Below are 19305 nucleotides of genomic sequence, written 5' to 3'. Positions count from 1 at the left end.
ATATAATATGTCTGGTGGCGATAGCGAAGAGGTCACACCCGTTCCCATACCGAACACGGAAGTTAAGCTCTTTAGCGCCAATGGTAGTTGGGACTTTGTCCCTGTGAGAGTAGGACGTTGCCAGGCTGTTATTATTCCACAGTAGCTCAGTGGTAGAGCTATCGGCTGTTAACCGATCGGTCGTAGGTTCGAGTCCTACCTGTGGAGCCATTTGGAGAGCTGTCCGAGTGGCCGAAGGAGCACGATTGGAAATCGTGTAGGCGGTTAACGCTGTCTCAAGGGTTCAAATCCCTTGCTCTCCGCCATTTTTATTTAATTAGCACAGTGGCCCGTTGGTCAAGCGGTTAAGACACCGCCCTTTCACGGCGGTAACACGGGTTCGAATCCCGTACGGGTCACCATTTATTTTCATCTACATAATAGTGGAGGATTAGCTCAGCTGGGAGAGCACCTGCCTTACAAGCAGGGGGTCGGCGGTTCGATCCCGTCATCCTCCACCATATATTATCATCGCGGGGTGGAGCAGTTCGGTAGCTCGTCGGGCTCATAACCCGAAGGTCGCAGGTTCAAATCCTGTCCCCGCAACCAAGTGGTCCCGTGGTGTAGCGGTTAACATGCCTGCCTGTCACGCAGGAGATCGCGGGTTCGATTCCCGTCGGGACCGCCATTTTAAATTTAATAAGGCTCGGTAGCTCAGTTGGTAGAGCAAAGGACTGAAAATCCTTGTGTCGGCGGTTCGATTCCGTCCCGAGCCACCATTTTAAAAACATTTGTTTTTAAAATGCCGGTGTAGCTCAACTGGTAGAGCAACTGACTTGTAATCAGTAGGTTGGGGGTTCAAGTCCTCTTGCCGGCACCACAGTTATTGTGGAGGGGTAGCGAAGTGGCTAAACGCGGCGGACTGTAAATCCGCTCCTTCGGGTTCGGCAGTTCGAATCTGCCCCCCTCCACCATTTACAGGGGCATAGTTTAAAGGTAGAACTACGGTCTCCAAAACCGTCAGTGTGGGTTCGATTCCTACTGCCCCTGCCAATTATAAAATAACATTGCATGTAGACGTGGCGATTGTGGCGAAGTGGTTAACGCACCGGATTGTGGTTCCGGCATTCGTGGGTTCGATTCCCATCAGTCGCCCCATTTATAAACGATATGCATGTTCCAATATTGGGCTATCGCCAAGCGGTAAGGCAACGGATTTTGATTCCGTCATGCGTTGGTTCGAATCCAGCTAGCCCAGCCATATATGCGGAAGTAGTTCAGTGGTAGAACACCACCTTGCCAAGGTGGGGGTCGCGAGTTCGAACCTCGTCTTCCGCTCCAATTTTAATAAAGTTATTTAGTCTTGAGTAAATGGCGGCATAGCCAAGTGGTAAGGCAGAGGTCTGCAAAACCTTTATCACCGGTTCAAATCCGGTTGCCGCCTCCATTTATTTACAAGCTGCCGGGGTGGTGGAATTGGCAGACACACAGGACTTAAAATCCTGCGGTAGGTGACTACCGTGCCGGTTCAAGTCCGGCCCTCGGCACCATTTATAATTTTAACTTGCCTTTTTTATTTTGCCGATGTGGCGGAATTGGCAGACGTGCACGACTCAAAATCGAAGGTCGGCAGCGAATAACCCAACGTACAACCAATCGGAAACATACATATCGAGTTATCAACGTCTTTCTACGTTTGTAGGAAGACGTTTTTTGTTTGTCCGCGTACTATTTTACGTTCAAAATCGTATGAACTATATCGTACGTGGGGGTGTCGGAAATGAGTCGACGTAGCAATGAATTGACCACCGAAGAAATGAGAGCGTTAGCAGGCGTCTTGCCTGCGAGTAATTTTACGCTAGAAGAGTTGATCGATATATTTATCGATGACTGCACCGTTAGGAATCTCCGAGAACATTCAATTAGGTTTTACCGTAATGAGTTATCGACGTTTATGCGTTCTATTCAGGCGCAAGGCGTAGAGCTCAATGCGGAAACTATTACCGCAGAAGTAATTAAACGAAATGTAATCCTACACATGAAAGAACACGGTATTAAGCCGGTCAGCATTAACACAAGGCTGCGAGCAATACGGGCGTTCTTCAATTTCCTCTATAAACAGCGTTATATAAAACGCAATCCAATGGATCAGATAGAACTATTAAGGCATCGCAAAGAAGTAATAGAAACGCTCACAGTAGCGCAAATAAACAAACTCTTAAACGCATGTAATTTACGGACCTTTATAGGTGTGCGTGATTACACGATTATTATGCTATTGGTTGAGACCGGCGTTAGAGCTAACGAGCTAATTGGAATAAACGTTGAGGATATTAATTTCAGCAATGGAGTTATTCGTATTCGCAACGCTAAGAGCTATCGTGAGAGATTAGTGCCGATTCAATCGAAGATGAAAGAACAGCTTCGTAAATATTTGAACATTCGGGGTCAGGCGATTACAGATGCCTTATTTGTAACATTAGATGGTACAGCGATTAGTAAGCGCCAGGTACAGAGTCGTATTACTGGCTGCGCTAGGAAGGCGAAGATAACAGACGTCAGAGTTAGTTGTCATACGTTGCGCCATACGTTTGCTAAGTTATGCGTAATGAACGGAGCTAATGCGTTTCAATTACAAGCTATTCTCGGTCATACAACGCTAGATATGACAAAAGTATATGTAAATCTGTTTAGTAATGAAGTAGCCGAAGGACATAAACAATTCAGTCCACTCAAAAATATAAATAATTTTCGTTTCTAAATAAAAATAAAAAAGAGCACCCACAAAAGTAGATGCCCAACCCTACCTAAAATAATATAGAAAAAAAGCGTGATAGTCAAACGCTTATTTAACTGTGTCTATTTTGTTGGCGTCCTCTTAAAAGAGAGGAGTAAACGTGATGTTAAAGTCGGCTAACTATACAGAAATGAAAAAACTGCAGTCATTTGAAAACGTCGCTGCAATGAATGAAGCTATTCGTGGCTTCTTATATACATACAAACATGAATTAGCATCATCAGCTATCAACGTTCTGAAGACTGTTTCTCGTTACGCATGTAAAATCGTTGGCGTAGCGTTCTTAAAGGTGGATACTATCGCTAAGTTAACGGAAAGCAGCAAGCGTACTGTTCAGCGTGCATTAAAAACGTTGGAATCTTATGGAGTGATTGAGCGTAAAGCAACGATGAGAGAGAAGGGCGGATCTGGTCATAACGTATATGTAATTCGAGCTGTTGACGGTTGTGTCACCCCGGATGTCACTGCGGAAATGTCATCCCGTAAAGAGGCGAAAAGTGTAGATGTACCAAACGTTGAGCAGCCGAAAGTAAGCTCCGAAACTGTGATTGCTAAAACATCGCCTTCTAAGAGAATAAATAAACGAATTAACGTAAAGGACGCCCAACTCGACGAATCATTCACACCGTCTAATGTTCCGCAAGAATTCGTAGATGCTACATCGCCATTTTATCGCTCAGCAGACGCTATTTATCGTTTGTGGAATCGTGTGTTAATTGCTTACAAAAAGAGCGCGGTGAGTAGACCGGTAGAAGAGGCGGAAGTATTAAAAGACGTAATCCAGGCGTTTAAGGAGTCCGTATTTGCTAAGAAAGCGAGTAAGATACGTAATACCTTCGAAGGATATTTTTATCGCGTAGTGGAGGCGAAACTGGCGGTATGGAAGCGTAGAGAAAATCCGTTATTTGATTGGTTAGACTTCGCTTGAAAATTCGTTAGTTGTTACGCAAAAGAGTCCGCAACTATATAGCGTTCTACTCTCAGTACGGTTAAATACGTACTTGTAAGTAAAGGCTTATATAGCCACGGACTCTCGAGTTATTTTATCTTGGTTTATTAATTATTTTATTTAGTAGTTCTAGTATTTCTATGTCTCCGCAAAACTCTTCTATCTCATCGGATACCTGAGAATCAGAAGAGTTTTCAAGTAACCACTGAATAAAGGCTATTTTATAATAATCGTATTGTGTGTAATAGACGTTATTTTCTGTTCGAGTTGGTGAAATATATTTACCGAATTTATTACGACGGTTTCTTATTGTTTTTTCTGAAACATTGCATTTTCTTGCTAACTCGCTTTGAGTATATCTCATACGTAATACCTCCGTTTATTTAGACGAGAGTCCGGAAGCATATCTCTAATTTTACACGTTTTAATGTTCGTATACAACGCACGATTCTTTAAAAGGTGAATCTGCACATGAAAAAGACCATCTTAATCGATGGCCTGTTTCGTATATAGAATAGGTATGGGTTTTCGACTTAGCTTGGGTGCTAAAAATAATTCGGCTAGTCTTTATTTACCCGTGATTATCTGCGATTAAACATTACGAAAGTTTACATATAAGCTAATTCTCTATGGTTAATGGGTATTTCACCAGCACCGACGTCCTGCTGGACACGCACCTCGAATAAACTCAGGGTTCAATAATATGGTGTGTATCGATAGTACTCCGATATATGCATACGCCATACAATCGTATACAACAATTGGTTCCGAGAACATATCTTATGTAAACTAGCGCATTGTAAGAACCGTTGATATAAAGGGATTCGTAGCACTTCGTAAGTGTTTGCGTTGCACACGCGTTTATGCATTAACAAATGCGTTGATATCAAGCGTTTCTTAATAACGTAAATAAATTAACGAATGAATAAAAACGTGCATAAAACAGAGCGAGATAAAAGGCGCTTGAAGCGATCGAAGAGACAACGGTAGGATCCCCCAAGCGCGTGTACCCGCATACCCTTCGCCTCGTACCTAAACAAACTAAATAGCATTTACTCAACACGAGGGTAAAATTTCGCGCAATATTTTTTTGAAACCGAGGGTTACATCCAAAAGTAATCATTTGGAACGTCTTTTCCCAACGATTTTAATCCTTTTCGTATTTTAGAAACAGTCGAATATTTAGGACGGTATGTTTTATCGTTACATAGTCGAGAGATAGTCCGCCGGCTTAAATTTGCTTTCTGCTCCAAATCAAACTGAGTAATTCCTTGTTGATCCAACCACTTTCCGAATTGTGTACGTGTCTTTCCTAACCCGAATAAATTAAACATATTATCACCTCGATAACAGCCTTGACCGAAAAGTTACTTCTTAAACCTTGCGCAAAAAAGTAACATATTGAACAAACAGTACCGAATACCTTTTATTAATCGCAGCAAACGTCGCGAACAACCTACGGTTTTAGCAGTCGTGATAAGGTTCTACTATAGAATTATAAAAAGACATAATGAAAGGCTTAACGAAGGGAACCACGGCTGCTTTATAACGTCTTTTTCTAAGGGATTATTCTTATGAATAAATAACGGAAAGAGTGGTGCTTATGATATTTGAGATAGCGTCGTCACTTGTAATGGGTGGAGTTGTAGCCGGTAGTTATTATTTCGAGAAAGGGGCTGGCGGAAATGACCATCAAAAGATTATTAAAATCGCTCGTAACTGCGGGCTAATCACAAAGGATGGAAAGCAATTACGTATACATCGCCGCACTAACAAAGGATCCTACAACGAATATGTTTATCAAATACCACTTGGCTTATCCTCTAACCAATTCACCAATAAACTCAATCATTTCCAGGACGGATTGAATACTAAACGAAATGTATTAGATATATCGCTTGCAGATATTAAAAAGCTTGATTGGAAAAAAGACCTCATTAAACAGTTACGCGTTTTATTAGAGAAAAAACGTAGACTTCGAAAGGAAGTAGATATCCAGTTTGACGGAATGTTAATTTTTCGTATTCACAATGAGCCGTTAACAACAAACTTTCGGTATGATGAGTCGCTATTTAGTCGCTTGAAAGGCTGGGAGGTACCTGTCGGAATTACTAAAGACGGCGAATTAATCAAACATGATTTTGATAAGGTTGCTCATCTCATTGAGGGAGGCGCCACTGACTTTGGAAAATCTAACTGGCTAAAGAGTACGATTACAACGTTAGTCCAACGTCAACCGGATAATGTTAAATTTACGTTGATTGATCTAAAAGGTGGCTTGTCATTTAATCGTTTTAAAGCGTTACGACAACTCGAATCACTAGCGACAAACCCAGCCGAAGCATTAGAAGCGCTACAAAATGTCCAAGAAGAGATGAACGTTATAATGAAAAACTTAGCTAATAGCGGATTCGAGGATGTAAAAGAGGCCGGATTTAAAGAGAGACACTTCATTATAATCGATGAAGCAGCAGATATCGCAGACGATAACGCCTGTCAGGAAATCATTACAGATATTGCTAGACGTGGGAGGGCGGCTGGCCTGCGCTTACTGTATACAACGCAATATCCAACAAGTGAAGTCGTAAAATCGCAGGTGAAAAGAAACTGTGTAGGTCGACTGTGCTTCGTTGTGGATTCAGCGACTGCAAGCCGAGTCGTACTAGATCAAGAAGGTGCAGAAAGTTTACCGTTAGTGCAAGGTCGGGCGATTTACAAGACTGTACGATGTGTAGAAGTTCAAACGCCGTATATTAAGAACGATTTTATTGATCGAACTATTGAGCCGCATATCAATATTAGACCTCGGAAGGAGAGTTTCGGTGCAGATGCAAAAAATTGTGCAGCGTCAACAAAGAATCGAAAATATTCTCTTATCATTGAAGAAACTTGATTACCTCACAAGATCGCAATTACAGGTGCTTCATGACCTCGGTAGCGCTAGAAATACGTCTAGGGTATTAAAAGATATGGGTGAATACGTCACTCATTTTCGTGAAGGAGAAGCTGTTTATTATCTAACGAAGGAGGGGCGTGATCTAGTCGGGGCTACTAAAATACGAAAGAAAACATCTACTGCTCGTCACTATATCATGCGTAACTCTATTTATATTGCGTACGGTAATCCTTCTAGTTGGAAAAATGAAGTTAAGCTCGAGGTTCCAAATCAAATTAAAATCATCACTGATGCGTTATTCATAAAAGATGGCCGTTATCATTTGGTTGAAGTAGATAATATTCAAAAGATGAATGCAAATCGAGCGAAAATAACTAAATATCGCAAGTTATTAGATTACGGAGTATTTGAGAAGCCGCCTGTGTTCGTTTGGATGACAACGACTGAGTATCGACGTAAGCAATTAACTAAGCTATGCGAAGGGCTAGACGCTAAGATTTTTATCGTAAGTGATTTTCACTAATAAAACGGAGGCGATCAGCATGTTCAGACAGCGTAGAATTGAAACGGTAGGTACAATCGGAGAGTTTATGCGTAAGGAAACGAAGGCGAAAGCAGCGAAAAGTCTCACAACGCAGGCAGCTATTGCAACTTTAGCGGCAAGCACACTATCGATAATATCAAAGCCGGTTAGTTATGCGCATGCAGAAACGATTGAGTCTGCCGGTCCGGTAAGCGACTATATTAGCGATCAGTTAACCGAAAAGATAATACATGCGTTTGAGCCATTGGTTGGCTTAGTTCAGGGATTATCGTATCCAGTCGCTATGATAATGCTTACAGGAGGGGCATTACTTATAATGATTGGATCGAAGGACAGAGGATTATCGCTCATACAGCACGCAGGAATCGGGTATATTCTCGTCCAATTAGCTCCGTTAATGATGTCGTTACTAGTTGAAGTTGGAAAGACTGTTGCAGTTGCATTACCATTAATTTTCTTCTAAATAAAAAAAGCATCCTAAAAGATGCCTCTAACAGTTAATTCCTTCAACTTCTTTCTCTAATATTGATAAAACTTCTACTACAACATCTGATAGGTCGCTGAGATGGTAGTCAACATCCTTTAAAGAGTTATAATAATCCCTGAGACGTTCCTCGGGCGTAGCATCATAGTCAAAACCTAAGACAGTAGCATCTTGAAGGAGTTCATAATTACCTTCCTTTTCTTTTATAAAGTCTACAATAGTCGCATACTGAGGATTTCTCTTGGCTGCGTTACTTAATTCGGGAATGTTCCTCGTCCAGCCTTTTCCACGTTTATTTAATGTGTAATTTAAGGCCCTAGCTATATTCAACGGTAATTTCACTTTTCTCATCGCTAACACACTCCTCCAATTAGCTTTCGATAAAGTTTATGTTAGATAGCCTGACTATCATTCGAAATAAAAAAGGCGCCTGTGAAGGCGCTTATTCTTCGTCTTCAGTTATATGATTATAGGTAGCGGCGAAAGCTGTGAAAATTAAACTAACGATAAGGATTAACGGTAAGAGCAATATCGTAATAACATCTGATAACTTTCGCATTAGAGCACCCTCTCCTACGTACTTTGATGCTTATATTTTAATACAAATATGTAGACCATAATGTAGAATGAAGGATAATTTACATAATTTTTACAAAAATAAAAAACGCTCTCTCAAGTTTATACGACTTGATAAGGCGTCTTTTTATGTTCCGTTATAAAAGATATTCGTTTATTATTTTTCATTTGATAAAGTCGATTCTGAAGACTCAAATGTAAGCAGCGTATTAATATCATCAATTTGAAGTACTGTCGCTATTCTTTCTACCAACCTTTTATTAATCGCTGATCTTTGATTATTAACAAATTCGCTTAGAGCCGCAGGTCTAAACTTCGATTCACCTTCTGCCAATCCTTCGTTTAACATTTCGATTAACTCTTTTTGAGTTATTTTTCGCTCTCTTAGAATGCTATCGAGATTTACCTTAATGCGATATTCTTTCACCGTTACCGACCTCCATTTGTTATTAGTATAGATTAAAATAAGAAATTTCGCAATTTCGTAATTTTGTTGTTGCATTTATGTTTTTCACGACATATAATAAAACCAAGCAATAAATTACTAAATTTCGTAATGGAGGAATTAAAGTGATTAAAGAAGTTACTTATAAATACGATTTTGGCGAGGATGACATTGTGTTTGAAAAAACATCGGGTTATTGAAATTAGTGAAGACGTGTTAATAAAAGTATCTAAAGTATCGGAAGCTGGCATTACAGTAGATCGAGTGGCTAAGGATAGAAAAGGCAACTATGTTTATGTCGAAGAAGTTATGCTGCTTCATGTAGACGAAGAAGCTATGGCGGATTTTGAGATTGACGAACTATACGGTCTGTCGGCAGTTGGACTTTTAACGAAGCTAAGTAACCTAACGCTTGGACGAGACGCATCATGACGGACGTTGTAATGCTTAAATACTTGTACAATTTTGACGGAGAGCGCGAAATTATCGAAAAACAAGCGCTTGTAATCGCGCCTAGCACGGTCGTGACGGCAAACGGCGAGTGCGTAAGTATTGAAGTAATTGAAAAAACGGACGAGAACGGCATAGCTACGGTCTGGCAGACGATAGCTAACTTGATCCTCCCTGAAGAAATCGTAACGGCAATTGATTTCGAAGCAATAGAGGAGCTTTCTGTGGCGGAAATGTTCCGGAGATTTGCGGCAATAAGCATGAAAAAGGCCTAACGCGTGGCTGCGATAGACCTTAGAGGATCCCGTATGGCATCGGATTCCAAATAATATTCGATTTATAACACACCTAAATTATAACATATAAGTGAAGATTTAGGCAACAATTTTAAGCCTGGCGGGCGAGTTAATTATATAGCATGGACGGCAGGGCATTCGGGGGCAAACGGATGTCTTTTTTGCGTTGTGTCCACTTTTTGAAACTAAAACGTTCTTTATGAATATAAGAGTGCAACGAATTTTTACAATTGCGGAATTAGCTTCGTATTATCAGTTGTACAAAATGATAAGTCAGCGTCTTATAGCTAATGTGCGCGAACGTAAGACCCTTCGGCATATTTTTTAGTAGGATATCCACTATTGGAACTAGCTGCATTATATAAGTTGTGCCAAACATTATCTTCACACGTAATATAGGTTAGATAATTCAATGTCCACTTTTCATCGTAATTGCAGATAGTGAATGAGAGGATTTTTCGTACAATTCATCGGGGAAGACCGTCTGATACGTTATAGGCGTAAAATTCGCTGGCTCCATGCCGGCTTTAATATAACAATTCGAAAAAGGAGAGCTGCTAAATGAACTTACCGGAAGTTGAAAAACAATTACCGAATAACAAGCGAGAATTATTAACCGGCAAGAACTACGAAATGTATAACCTGGACCTTATGCGAAAGGTGTTTCCAAGGATTATCGCCGAGTATGAAGCCATGTATCAACGCAAGCAACGTAAGCCACAGTTTCGAGATATTATCGCGTTGTACTTCTACCTGCTGTCGTATGTAGACGGAAGGCATACATGGGAGAACGGAGAGGCCAGCGTAAGGTTTGGCGCTAGTTTTCCATCGAAAGATAAGATAAGCAGAGAGTTAGGTATCGCAGAAAGTCGTATCAAGCCACTCGTTGAAGTTTTATTGACGAACGGTTTGTTACTCAACGTCAAGGATCATTGGGAAGGTACGAAGCGATCAAAGTGGTATTTTGTTTCCTTTTGTCCCCATGTGACAGACGACGGTTATATCGTTAATGAAGATGGCGAAAAAGTGGTGCCTGATTTAACGCTATATAGGTAGTACCGTCATTAGATGGTGGTATCTAAGGAGGTATTAGATAACGGCTTGCATACCTTGCTCTAATATGCGAGTAAACATACCAACGTTAAACATACCAATAATAAACATACCAACAAAAGATACCGCCTCTTAATAAAAAGACATTAATAGACGGAGTTATTAAGACCTATCGTATTCGTAAACTCATACGACTCTTCATGATTTTTACAAATCATTTGAGTATCTATTGGCGACGGTCTTTTAAATAAAAGAATAAAAGATAAGAGCAAAGCGGTAACTGGGCCCAGCGCCGCACTCAAATTATAAGGAGGAACAAACCTATGCGAAGAAATCGAAAGTGTGTCTTATCGTTACGAGTAGCACGTCAATTAATATCAAAAGGTTTTACTGTACTGGACATAGAGCCTTCACGAAAGGCAGGAGCCGGATTAGTATTTGTGTTTGAAAATACGGAGGAGTTCCAGCGTGAGTTAGCTAGTTTATTAGACATTTAGAAGGAAATACGCGGTGTTTCAGCGTGGAATTAGACGATTTTAGAAGGTTTAGCAAGCGACTAAGGGTTTAGTACTCAAACGTCGATTTTGTACTTCTAAATGCTTTCAAACTACCAAAAAGGAGCTGCTAATGTGAAAATTCAATATCGAGAAATTGGAGTTGGTGCGATTAAGTATGCGAAAGAACTAACTGACGGAATGAGCCGAACGGAAATTGAATCTGGCGTGGAAGATTTGTTGCAAGGCGTATTAAATGATCCGTCTGATAAGCGTATAAAACGGTGTGACTACTGCGGTTATTGGTGGCGTGATGATAGTTTGCGAAATACCAAGCGAACATGCTGCGAGGACTGCAAACGAAGCATTAAAACGCTACAACGACGTAAACAAAGGGCGGATAAAGTACTGCTAAATCCGGAGCTGCAGACACCTAGAAAGCATACGTTACAGGACGACTATCTATGGTGGCTTGAATACCCGTGTTGGGCGAATGAGTACTCGATGCTTAAATACGGCTGGAAGTTTGAGAGGCCGATGACTGTAGCGAAAATGGACTACGTTACTAATAATCATGAAATGTACGGGGAGGGAAATCGACGGAAGCAAAGAAGAACGTCCGATTATCACGGTGATGATAGAGATAAGCTTTAACTTTTAAGTGGCGACAAAAAGGTATAAGTAGATAAGCCCTTAACTGGGCGATATTTATACGGTTTATGTAACTAAACAATGAAAGGAGTATCTAATGTATGAACGCGAGAACTTTTAGATTGATTAGATTGCATACAGGAATGACACAACAGGGATTTGGCGATTTAATTGGTGTTTCAAGACCTACAGTTTCGCTGATTGAGTTGGGACAAAGAAATATAACTCCAGTAACTATCGCGAAATTGGCTCGACATTTTGAGATGACAGATGAGTTCTTTACGTTTGTTGAAAAGTTTGACGGAATATCTCAAATCAAAAATAAAAAATTATCGGAGGAGATTTAACATGACAAAGTTTAAAGAAATGATGGAAAGCGTAGCTAAACTTCAAGAAATCAAAGGCTCAACAGCAGGACTTGTATCGACATCTAGAAATTTATTCCGAGAAGAGGCGTCAAAGATCAATCAAGACGGTGACTTATCACCAGGAGGAAAAGCGAAAGCACGTACTGCCCTTCAGAAACAGTACGGAGAAGCATTTATTAAAAATGCACGTCAACTGCGTGAGGATTACGATAAAGCTGTAGTAAAAGCGAGTGTAGCTGCCGAATCTTTATTAAACGAAGGACCGGCTAAGCCATCGCCGACAGCAGTAGCATCTTTCGAGCGAGAGTTTTCCGCATTAAAGACGGACCTAATGCTTGAGACGCGTCCAGACGAAGCTATGCGAAAATTAAAAGCCTTTGCGGAAGCACAGAACGATGCTTACCTTGCGAAACAGGTATTAAACGACTTTTCATCCGTTGTACAGTCGGTATTAGACACTGCTGGTGCAGATAAAGCGAAATATAAGCTCGATTTACAAAATACGTTGAATGAGGTAAGGAACAAGGCATTGACAAACGAGCAAAAGAAAGCGCAGGAAATTCATGCTAGTATGGCTAACGAATTCGGCCGTGATATCTTCCTGCAAAACGGAATCGAATATAACGCAATCCAAGAAGCATTCGGGCCTCAGTTTGCGCGTGCTGCAAATAGTCCACAGTACTACGTACTAGAGGAAGAGAAAGCTAACGAACAATCATAACGGCTGCCCTTCCGGGGCGGCTTTTTTATATTTGCGAAAGGGGAATGCGGGATGGCAAATGAAAAGGACGTCAGATTCGGCGAACTAGAAGGCCGAGATTTTAAGGAGATCAGCGAAATTACAGCACCGAAGGAGACGGATAAAGATGGCGAGCAATAAAACACAGAATTTAGGGTTAGATATATGGGCGGAATTAGACTTTTTTAAACGGGCGGAAATGAATAATAACTTTACCAAGATTGACGATAAAATTGGAACTTTATCAAAAGATACGGAAGGTGTAACGAAAGTTTTGCCAGTCAACAGCATCACGGTAGATTACGGTGTTGTGATGAATCAGTTAATTAGCTCTTTGCCAGAGGGGAGTTCAATAACTATACCGAACGGGAAAATACTAACCATTCAAACAGTAATTAATTTACGGAAAGGTATCAAAATAAAGTCTGATACACCTATCGGTTTCTTCCAATCCATCACCTATTACGCTTCTACAAAACAAGATATTAAAACAACAAGGCTACAAGCTACAGCAGATATAGAGGCTGTTTTTAAATATGAAAACCTAGATCATGATAACATGCGTGGTATTACGATTGAAAACCTTATTATTGATTGCAACAAAAAGGCTACTAATGGAATTAAAATTATAGGTTCTAGTGAATTGAAAGAGGATAATATTTTTCTTGAAAAAGTAGCGATTGAAGGCGCTAAATCTGACGGTTTATACGTGAGGAACAGCATTACAAATAAATTTATAAATGTTAATATCAGTGGCTGCAACGGTTGGGGCATTAATGCAGATTATGGTTTCTCTGACAGTATGATTGAAAATGTATATATTCATACGTGTCAGAGTGGAGGTATACGTTTAGGATACGGTACAGGATTCGTTAAGATCAGAGGCGGTAAAGTTGAGGATAATTACGGTTTAGGTATTTATGTTGTCGGTAATAACCTAGATGCAGCTCATATCGAACTTGATGGTGTAACAATTGCGGCTAGTAATCAGCAAGGGTTAAAGGTCAATAACGCGAAAGTAACTGTAAACGGTGGCAACATTTATAATAGCGCTCGTCAAATTGATTTTGCGACTAACCCTTCACAACATGCACATGTAACCGTCGAAAATGGTGGCATTTGCAAATTGAACGACGTGGACATAGATACTACAGCTCAATATGGTGTATCCGTCTTAACGAATGGTATTGCACGCATTCATGATTGTGATATTTCTAGTGTAAATGTAGAATCTTTTTATCGAAGTGGTGGAGGAATTACAAAAGTTCGAGATTGCATTTTGAATGGTATTTATACGAAAAATAACCCAGGCAATATGGCTCTAAAAACAACTATTGAACCTAGCACCTCAAAAACTATAACAATCCCGAACGTGTTTATGAATAAAAGTATGTATGGGTATTTTGGTGTTGGAGGATACGATTTGACTGTTATGACCGCAGCAAACCCCACATCAGGTGCAGGAGTGAGTTTTATTGGACTTGTAAGGCTTGGAAAAAACAATACTACTTACAATGTTGGTATGCGGACAATAGTAGATACAAACGATACAACATGGTTAGCTAGTGTAACAGTCGCACTAAATACAGATGGTAAAAGTTTAGACGTAACTATTACAGCAGGTGCAAATGTAGGCACAGGCGGGCATAAAGACTTTTATATCTTTTTACAAGAAAAGGGTGCAGAAGGATATAACTACTGATTTACACAAACGCCTAGAGCGTTATTTTTTATGTCTAAAAGAGGGCCAAAGTCCTCTTTTTTATTTTACCTAGACGGAGGTTTTAACGATGAAATCAGAAACAATGCGCCTGGTTGAAAAAGCCTGTGCGAATTATGGGGACGGTCACTGTTTAATCTTAGATAGACCTTGCGTATACCAAAACGATACTACGAATTTACGTCGCTGTAGTTACCTCGAGCAAGGCGTATTACCGGCTAATCCAACGTTAGAAGCGAAATATTACGCAGCGCGCGGCCAAGTCGATAATAAACCTCGATGTGAGCATTGCGGAGATCCATTTGAGCGAAAGTCTAATCGGCAGAAATTCTGCGTTGAATGCGCCGTTGAGATTCGGAAGCTAAAACAGCGAAAGTACAACCGAGAATACAGAACAAAACGAGCACTTTGACGTTTTATTACGTGTTTTAAGCATCATATTAGGCGATTCTAGGCGTTACGAATCTCTCCAAAGGTATTTACATTCGAACGCTGAAAATCGTTTTCTAAATGCTCAGGCGGTCGGACAGCAGAACCTCGCAACCTTAAAAACGAAGGGAAAGTTAACAAATAAACTTGTTATATTAGTCTATCCAAATAAGTCTTTATACCTTATAATAGTAATTATTTACAAAAAGGGGTGTAGATATGGCTGATTTTTTTGGTCTTGGGGAAATGAGTGCTAGTACTACAGAACTGACGAAGATGATTTATCCTGACTTAGCTCAACCGGCAGTTCAGAAAATTGGATATGCTTTAGGGGAAACGTTAGGTCTTGTTACAATACCATTTAGATACTTAGGGTTATTAAATCAAAAAGTAGATATTAATATTAAAAAGCATCTAAGCGATTATCAGCAACAAGTTGATTCTTATGAACCTGAGCAAATAGGAAGTGTTCCTCCTGAGATAGGTGTACCTATAATAGAGGAATTAACTCGGGTTACTAATGAGGAACTCGCCTCAATGTATATAAACTTACTGGTGAATGCATCGCTAGTTGATAAATCAAGATATGCTCATCCTAGTTTTATTAATGTAATAAAATCATTGAGTGCAGATGAAGCTAAGATTATCAACCATTACAAGAATGATGGAGAGCCTCTATTAGTCATAGAAATCTCAAAAAGTAATCCTTCAGACGGTACGTCACTAAATCATTTTGGAACTATATTTATTAATATTGATAACAATATAGAATTACAGTATAAAGAGAATAAGAGTTTTTATTTTAAGAATTTAGAAAAACTCGGGCTATTAACTTCAAACCTTAATTTTCCGACTGTTATGGAGAATGTTGTAAATAGCAAAGCAGAGGAAATATCTGAGCAAAGAAGAAGCTTTCAAACATTAATAGGACCTAATGACGTTTTGGAAGAATTCAATGGTCATTATGTTCTTGATAGCTATGGTAAGGAATTCGTTAAGAGTATAAGTGTGTAAAAATATTTATATAAAACATTAAACTATGCCAAATATATATGTTAATTAAATGGAAAATATATAAACGGTAAGCCAAAGCCCTCATTGAGGGCTTTTTATTTTATTTGGAGGTGCCTCATGAACGAAATAGACTACGACAACATTGAGAAATTGAACGAAGACTTAGAGCGCAGGCTTGAAAAACATCGACAGGAACGAATGGCACAAGGCAAACCGGCCGAAAAACCGGAGTTTATACCGATTCCTTACGGTGTTATTCTGCTCGAGCGTGTTGGACCTGTTAAGGAGTTTCTCGTTAAATATGCGTTACTTATTAATCAATCTAAGCGAGTACCAGCCTTCGACTTATCAACGCTAGACAAGTACCGACCAGACCTCGAATTATTACAAGCCGTAAAAGGGGTAATGACGGGGGCTTCTGGTGCCCTAATGCGTCAGATGTTAGAAGCTGTTGAAAAAGCGCAAAAGAAAGTGGCGGCAGGCTTTGAGGCAGAAGAAGAAATCTCAGCAGAGCTAAGTAAATCGCTGTATTTACGGCTACAACTTCTTGATAAAAGGGTTAGGGTATCAGATGAGCACTACTGGATTAATATGGACTACAACTATTACAAAGATAATCCAGATTTAGATAGAGATAAATCGGAGTATGAACGATTAAAAGCAAATCCTGAAGAGTTAGAAAAGGAGCTTGCAGAATATCGATCACACTTCGAATCTATAAAGGAGGAATTTTAGATGGCAACACTAAGCGACTTAAAAGCGAGTCTATCCGATCAACAAGTGTTAGCAGCGCATCTTCTAACGGAAAATGAGTTCGCTGGCAAAGAGAAACGTACGCAGGAAGAGTTAGCCGACGATTTAGGTATTACGCGTATGCAACTGTACAAATGGCGTACCGAGAATAGCGACTTTATCAAGTATCAGGCGGCATTAAGTACGAGTATGCTTGAGTCTTATCGCGCTGAAGCTGATGCGCAATTACTTAAGTTAGTTCGTGGTACTTCTAATAACGGTATTCCTAGCGTCAAAGGACTGCAGTTGTACTACGAAATCATGGGCGTTAAACAGAACAAACTTACAATCGAGAGTGAGAAATCTAGCTCCCGACGTATTTCCGATGAGGAAGTTAGCGCAGGACTTGCGGAACTAAACGACATGTTTAAAAAGGATTAACGGGCTGCCATTTGGCGGCTCTTTTTTAATATGAAAAAGGAGAGATAACGATGGATAAACAATTAATCGAGTTTGATAACGCAGTTGAAGCTTTGGGGAATTCTATATTTTTTGATGTACCGCCAAAATATATCACAGATGTACAGCAGTTCCGCGAATATTTTGATCACCATACTGATGCTAAATTACGCCAGTTAGGATTACGACTTATCGATGAATGCACCGCGTTTGGGTTTATGTACCGTGCAAGCGTGGACTATAACAAATTATACGATAAAACACTAGAAATAGGACACTTACGAGGGGAGGTAACGCGACGTGGCTTATGACTTAACGGCGGTATTAAAGCTTAAAGACGACTACTCCGGTAAAATGAAAAGAATTATCGCTCAAACCAAAGCGATGAAAATGGCGACAGCGTCAACTAGTATTGCGGTTGCTAGCTTAGGGTCAGCGATGTCTACAACGACTGCTGTCGGAGTGGCTGCCGTCGGTGCATTAGGCGCTAGTTTCGCAGCTGCAGGCGTCGGAGCTGTCGCATATGGTGCCGTAGCAACTTCCGCATTAACGAAGGTATTTGACGCATCCGAAGAGTTAGGAAAGATTCAAGAAAAAATCGATCAAGCTGATACGGTGAAAGAACGTATGGCAGCGCAGAAAGAGCTCGCAGCGTTATATAAAGGCATGAGTAAGGCTCAGCGTGGCGCTCTGACGGATTTACAAGAATTCAAAGGCTTCTGGGGCGGGTTTACGAAGCAATTTGAGAATCCGATATTCCAAGCATTTTCCGAAGGATTGAACGCTACACAAACCATTCTGACAAAGATGGCTCCTACTATTTCGAATGTATCTAGGGCGGTAGTTGGGTTAATGCAAAACCTTAATAAATCGCTAGAGGGTTCAGCAGCAACAAAGTTCTTTACCTGGTTAGAGACGAATGCAGCTAGAAGCCTAACTAATTTCGCGCAGGTCGCTACAAACACATTTTCCGGCGTTGTGAGTCTGCTACAAGCTTTCCAGCCTTTAGGAGTGAGTATGGAGACGAGTCTAGTCAGTCTTACGCAAAAGTTTAAAGAGTGGGCGACAAGTTTAAGCGGTACGCAAGGGTTTAAGGACTTCGTCGCGTATGTCCAAACCAACGGACCTACTTTATGGAACACGCTAACAAACGTAGCGAATACTATTGTAAACGTAGGTACAGCATTAGCTCCGTTAGGGCAGGCAGTATTAAAGGTCGTAGATAATCTCACCGGATTTCTTGAAAAGATTACTTCCGTGAAAGACGTTGTATTAGTTGCTACTACGGCGTTCATTGCGTATAAAGCATCCGTTGTAGCTCTTACGGCTATTGGCGCTATCGTCACCTTAATGCGGTCTTATCAAGCAGTAGCAGCGACAATGACAGTAACTCAGTGGGCGCTAAATACGGCGATGGCAGCCAATCCTATCGGATTAGTCGCAGCAGCAATCGCCGGTCTAGTAGCAGCAGGTGTTCTTTTATATCGCAACTGGGATACGGTAAAAGCGAAAGCACAGCAGTTATGGGCTAAATTCGGTTCACTTATTACGAAAATACTAGCGTTCTCCGGTCCTATTGGCGCACTTATCGCAGCAGGTATTAAGCTTTGCGGGAACTGGGATACAATAAAATCAAAAGCAGCGTCAGTATTCGGAGCAGTAGGTGACTGGATTGATGGAGTAAAGGCGAAATTTAGCGGATTTGTTAGTGCAGTAAAAAGCTTCAAAATGCCGAGCTTCAAAATGCCAAGTATTGGCGACGCAAAAGCCGGAATGGGTCCGTCTAAGAAATCTGGTAAAAAACATTACCACGGCCTATCACGCGTGCCTTACAACGGTTATCAGGCGACTCTGCATAAGAACGAGCGTGTATTAACGGCTAAAGAGAACCGCCAATATGCGAAAGGTAACGGCGGAATCAATATAGCTAAACTTGCGGATAGTATCGTCGTCCGTGAAGAGGCTGATATCGATAAGTTTGCTGCGTCATTAGCTCGTAAAATTTATCTTGCTGGCGAGGCAGGCGCATAAAAATAACGGAGTAGCCTCTTCGGCTTGCTCCGTTCTACATATATAATAGGAAGAAACTCGCCTAAAATGCCGTATGTACCCAACGTACAACCAGCGTAAACATACTTCGACAATTTTTTTCGAAAAAGGTGTTGACTCTTTAGCTATATCGTACTATAATTACATTATCGCTTTTGAACGTGATCGTACGTAGTAATAC

23 protein-coding genes, 15 tRNA genes and 1 rRNA gene are annotated in these 19305 nt (G+C 40.5%); 35 read left to right on the top strand and 4 right to left on the bottom strand.

Translation table 11 applies throughout. The features are described from left to right. Nucleotides 1-10 precede the first annotated feature (10 nt). The 18 genes from rrf (at nt 11) to AC0C45_RS28030 (ending at nt 3704) form a co-directional block, all read left to right on the top strand. Nucleotides 11-126 (top strand): 5S ribosomal RNA (rrf, locus tag AC0C45_RS28115). A 9-nt stretch (nt 127-135) separates the two neighbouring features. Further along, nucleotides 136-210: transfer RNA gene (locus AC0C45_RS28110), tRNA-Asn, on the top strand. Between the two features lie 3 nt (nt 211-213). Continuing rightward, nucleotides 214-305: transfer RNA gene (locus tag AC0C45_RS28105), tRNA-Ser, on the top strand. A gap of 21 nt (nt 306-326) precedes the next feature. Further along, a tRNA-Glu gene (locus AC0C45_RS28100) sits at nt 327-401 on the top strand. Between the two features lie 23 nt (nt 402-424). Continuing rightward, a tRNA-Val gene (locus AC0C45_RS28095) sits at nt 425-500 on the top strand. 11 nt (nt 501-511) lie between these two features. Next, nucleotides 512-588 (top strand) — tRNA-Met (locus AC0C45_RS28090). A gap of 3 nt (nt 589-591) precedes the next feature. Continuing rightward, a tRNA-Asp gene (locus tag AC0C45_RS28085) sits at nt 592-667 on the top strand. Nucleotides 668-682: 15 nt separating this feature from the next. Next, a tRNA-Phe gene (locus AC0C45_RS28080) sits at nt 683-758 on the top strand. Between the two features lie 25 nt (nt 759-783). Next, nucleotides 784-859: transfer RNA gene (locus AC0C45_RS28075), tRNA-Thr, on the top strand. 10 nt (nt 860-869) lie between these two features. Then, nucleotides 870-953, top strand: a tRNA-Tyr gene (locus tag AC0C45_RS28070). Between the two features lie 5 nt (nt 954-958). Then, nucleotides 959-1032 (top strand) — tRNA-Trp (locus AC0C45_RS28065). Between the two features lie 29 nt (nt 1033-1061). Next, nucleotides 1062-1137 (top strand) — tRNA-His (locus tag AC0C45_RS28060). 28 nt (nt 1138-1165) lie between these two features. After that, a tRNA-Gln gene (locus AC0C45_RS28055) sits at nt 1166-1240 on the top strand. Nucleotides 1241-1245: 5 nt separating this feature from the next. Then, nucleotides 1246-1320, top strand: a tRNA-Gly gene (locus AC0C45_RS28050). 32 nt (nt 1321-1352) lie between these two features. Continuing rightward, nucleotides 1353-1426: transfer RNA gene (locus tag AC0C45_RS28045), tRNA-Cys, on the top strand. A 14-nt stretch (nt 1427-1440) separates the two neighbouring features. Then, nucleotides 1441-1529, top strand: a tRNA-Leu gene (locus AC0C45_RS28040). 230 nt (nt 1530-1759) lie between these two features. Continuing rightward, nucleotides 1760-2740: a tyrosine-type recombinase/integrase gene (locus AC0C45_RS28035; protein WP_472929195.1), complete on the top strand. Its 981-nt coding sequence runs from the start codon at nt 1760-1762 to the stop codon at nt 2738-2740. 139 nt (nt 2741-2879) lie between these two features. After that, entirely contained in the window at nt 2880-3704 is an 825-nt protein-coding gene (locus AC0C45_RS28030) for a helix-turn-helix domain-containing protein (RefSeq protein WP_472929194.1), read from the top strand. A 115-nt stretch (nt 3705-3819) separates the two neighbouring features. Here AC0C45_RS28030 and AC0C45_RS28025 read toward each other — a convergent pair whose 3' ends face one another. Together AC0C45_RS28025 and AC0C45_RS28020 are read right to left on the bottom strand one after the other, a co-directional pair. After that, complete coding sequence (locus AC0C45_RS28025; RefSeq protein WP_472929193.1) at nt 3820-4089, bottom strand: MerR family transcriptional regulator; 270 nt, start codon at nt 4087-4089, stop codon at nt 3820-3822. Nucleotides 4090-4828: 739 nt separating this feature from the next. After that, nucleotides 4829-5059, bottom strand: a complete 231-nt coding sequence (locus AC0C45_RS28020) for a helix-turn-helix domain-containing protein (RefSeq protein ID WP_328128194.1) — start codon at nt 5057-5059, stop codon at nt 4829-4831. A 530-nt stretch (nt 5060-5589) separates the two neighbouring features. Here AC0C45_RS28020 and AC0C45_RS28015 point away from each other — a divergent pair. Genes AC0C45_RS28015 through AC0C45_RS28005 form a run of 3 tightly spaced genes read left to right on the top strand, consistent with a single transcriptional unit; the run spans nt 5590 to nt 7628 of the window. Beyond that, nucleotides 5590-6618: an FtsK/SpoIIIE domain-containing protein gene (locus tag AC0C45_RS28015; protein ID WP_472929192.1), complete on the top strand. Its 1029-nt coding sequence runs from the start codon at nt 5590-5592 to the stop codon at nt 6616-6618. Next, the gene (locus AC0C45_RS28010; protein ID WP_263046115.1) at nt 6554-7144 is read left to right on the top strand and encodes a replication-relaxation family protein; all 591 of its coding nucleotides are present in this window, start codon (nt 6554-6556) and stop codon (nt 7142-7144) included. The genes AC0C45_RS28015 and AC0C45_RS28010 overlap by 65 nt, the downstream gene beginning before the upstream one ends. A 19-nt stretch (nt 7145-7163) precedes the next feature. Then, nucleotides 7164-7628, top strand: a complete 465-nt coding sequence (locus tag AC0C45_RS28005) for a hypothetical protein (RefSeq protein ID WP_472929191.1) — start codon at nt 7164-7166, stop codon at nt 7626-7628. Nucleotides 7629-7655: 27 nt separating this feature from the next. On the opposite strand, the gene AC0C45_RS28000 is transcribed toward AC0C45_RS28005, so the two are convergent. Together AC0C45_RS28000 and AC0C45_RS27995 are read right to left on the bottom strand one after the other, a co-directional pair. Continuing rightward, nucleotides 7656-8000 (bottom strand): hypothetical protein, encoded by a 345-nt coding sequence (locus tag AC0C45_RS28000; protein WP_472929190.1) that lies wholly within the window; start codon nt 7998-8000, stop codon nt 7656-7658. 382 nt (nt 8001-8382) lie between these two features. Then, nucleotides 8383-8652, bottom strand: a complete 270-nt coding sequence (locus AC0C45_RS27995; protein ID WP_472929189.1) for a helix-turn-helix domain-containing protein — start codon at nt 8650-8652, stop codon at nt 8383-8385. A 195-nt stretch (nt 8653-8847) separates the two neighbouring features. Between AC0C45_RS27995 and AC0C45_RS27990 the strand changes: the two genes are divergently transcribed. From AC0C45_RS27990 to AC0C45_RS27925, 14 genes are all read left to right on the top strand, one after another. Beyond that, a complete protein-coding gene (locus AC0C45_RS27990) occupies nt 8848-9102 on the top strand; it encodes a hypothetical protein (RefSeq protein WP_472929188.1) in 255 nt (84 codons plus the stop codon). Further along, a complete protein-coding gene (locus tag AC0C45_RS27985) occupies nt 9099-9395 on the top strand; it encodes a hypothetical protein (protein WP_472929187.1) in 297 nt (98 codons plus the stop codon). The genes AC0C45_RS27990 and AC0C45_RS27985 overlap by 4 nt, the downstream gene beginning before the upstream one ends. Before the next feature lie 582 nt (nt 9396-9977). Next, nucleotides 9978-10472, top strand: coding sequence for a hypothetical protein (locus AC0C45_RS27980; RefSeq protein ID WP_472929186.1), 495 nt, complete (start codon nt 9978-9980; stop codon nt 10470-10472). 320 nt (nt 10473-10792) lie between these two features. Further along, entirely contained in the window at nt 10793-10966 is a 174-nt protein-coding gene (locus tag AC0C45_RS27975; protein WP_472929185.1) for a hypothetical protein, read from the top strand. A gap of 132 nt (nt 10967-11098) precedes the next feature. After that, a complete protein-coding gene (locus tag AC0C45_RS27970) occupies nt 11099-11617 on the top strand; it encodes a hypothetical protein (protein WP_472929184.1) in 519 nt (172 codons plus the stop codon). 98 nt (nt 11618-11715) lie between these two features. Beyond that, on the top strand, nt 11716-11961 hold the full coding sequence (locus AC0C45_RS27965) for a helix-turn-helix transcriptional regulator (protein ID WP_472929183.1): 246 nt from the start codon (nt 11716-11718) through the stop codon (nt 11959-11961). 1 nt (nt 11962) lies between these two features. Continuing rightward, complete coding sequence (locus AC0C45_RS27960) at nt 11963-12703, top strand: hypothetical protein (protein WP_472929182.1); 741 nt, start codon at nt 11963-11965, stop codon at nt 12701-12703. A 145-nt stretch (nt 12704-12848) separates the two neighbouring features. Beyond that, nucleotides 12849-14423: a right-handed parallel beta-helix repeat-containing protein gene (locus AC0C45_RS27955; protein ID WP_472929181.1), complete on the top strand. Its 1575-nt coding sequence runs from the start codon at nt 12849-12851 to the stop codon at nt 14421-14423. An 88-nt stretch (nt 14424-14511) separates the two neighbouring features. Continuing rightward, nucleotides 14512-14853 carry a cysteine-rich VLP protein gene (locus tag AC0C45_RS27950; RefSeq protein WP_472929180.1) on the top strand — a complete coding sequence of 114 codons (342 nt, stop codon included), beginning with the start codon at nt 14512-14514 and terminating at the stop codon, nt 14851-14853. 236 nt (nt 14854-15089) lie between these two features. Beyond that, complete coding sequence (locus AC0C45_RS27945) at nt 15090-15884, top strand: DUF4393 domain-containing protein (protein WP_472929179.1); 795 nt, start codon at nt 15090-15092, stop codon at nt 15882-15884. Between the two features lie 117 nt (nt 15885-16001). Beyond that, nucleotides 16002-16619, top strand: a complete 618-nt coding sequence (locus tag AC0C45_RS27940; RefSeq protein ID WP_472929178.1) for a hypothetical protein — start codon at nt 16002-16004, stop codon at nt 16617-16619. Continuing rightward, nucleotides 16620-17057: a phBC6A51 family helix-turn-helix protein gene (locus AC0C45_RS27935; protein ID WP_433781840.1), complete on the top strand. Its 438-nt coding sequence runs from the start codon at nt 16620-16622 to the stop codon at nt 17055-17057. A gap of 50 nt (nt 17058-17107) precedes the next feature. Further along, nucleotides 17108-17386, top strand: a complete 279-nt coding sequence (locus AC0C45_RS27930; RefSeq protein ID WP_472929177.1) for a hypothetical protein — start codon at nt 17108-17110, stop codon at nt 17384-17386. Then, nucleotides 17376-19106: a hypothetical protein gene (locus AC0C45_RS27925; RefSeq protein ID WP_472929176.1), complete on the top strand. Its 1731-nt coding sequence runs from the start codon at nt 17376-17378 to the stop codon at nt 19104-19106. Before AC0C45_RS27930 ends, AC0C45_RS27925 begins: the two co-directional genes overlap by 11 nt. Nucleotides 19107-19305 lie beyond the last annotated feature (199 nt).

This window comes from Priestia sp. VA7 (assembly GCF_055710015.1).
This window is presented reverse-complemented; position numbering and strand designations above follow the sequence as displayed.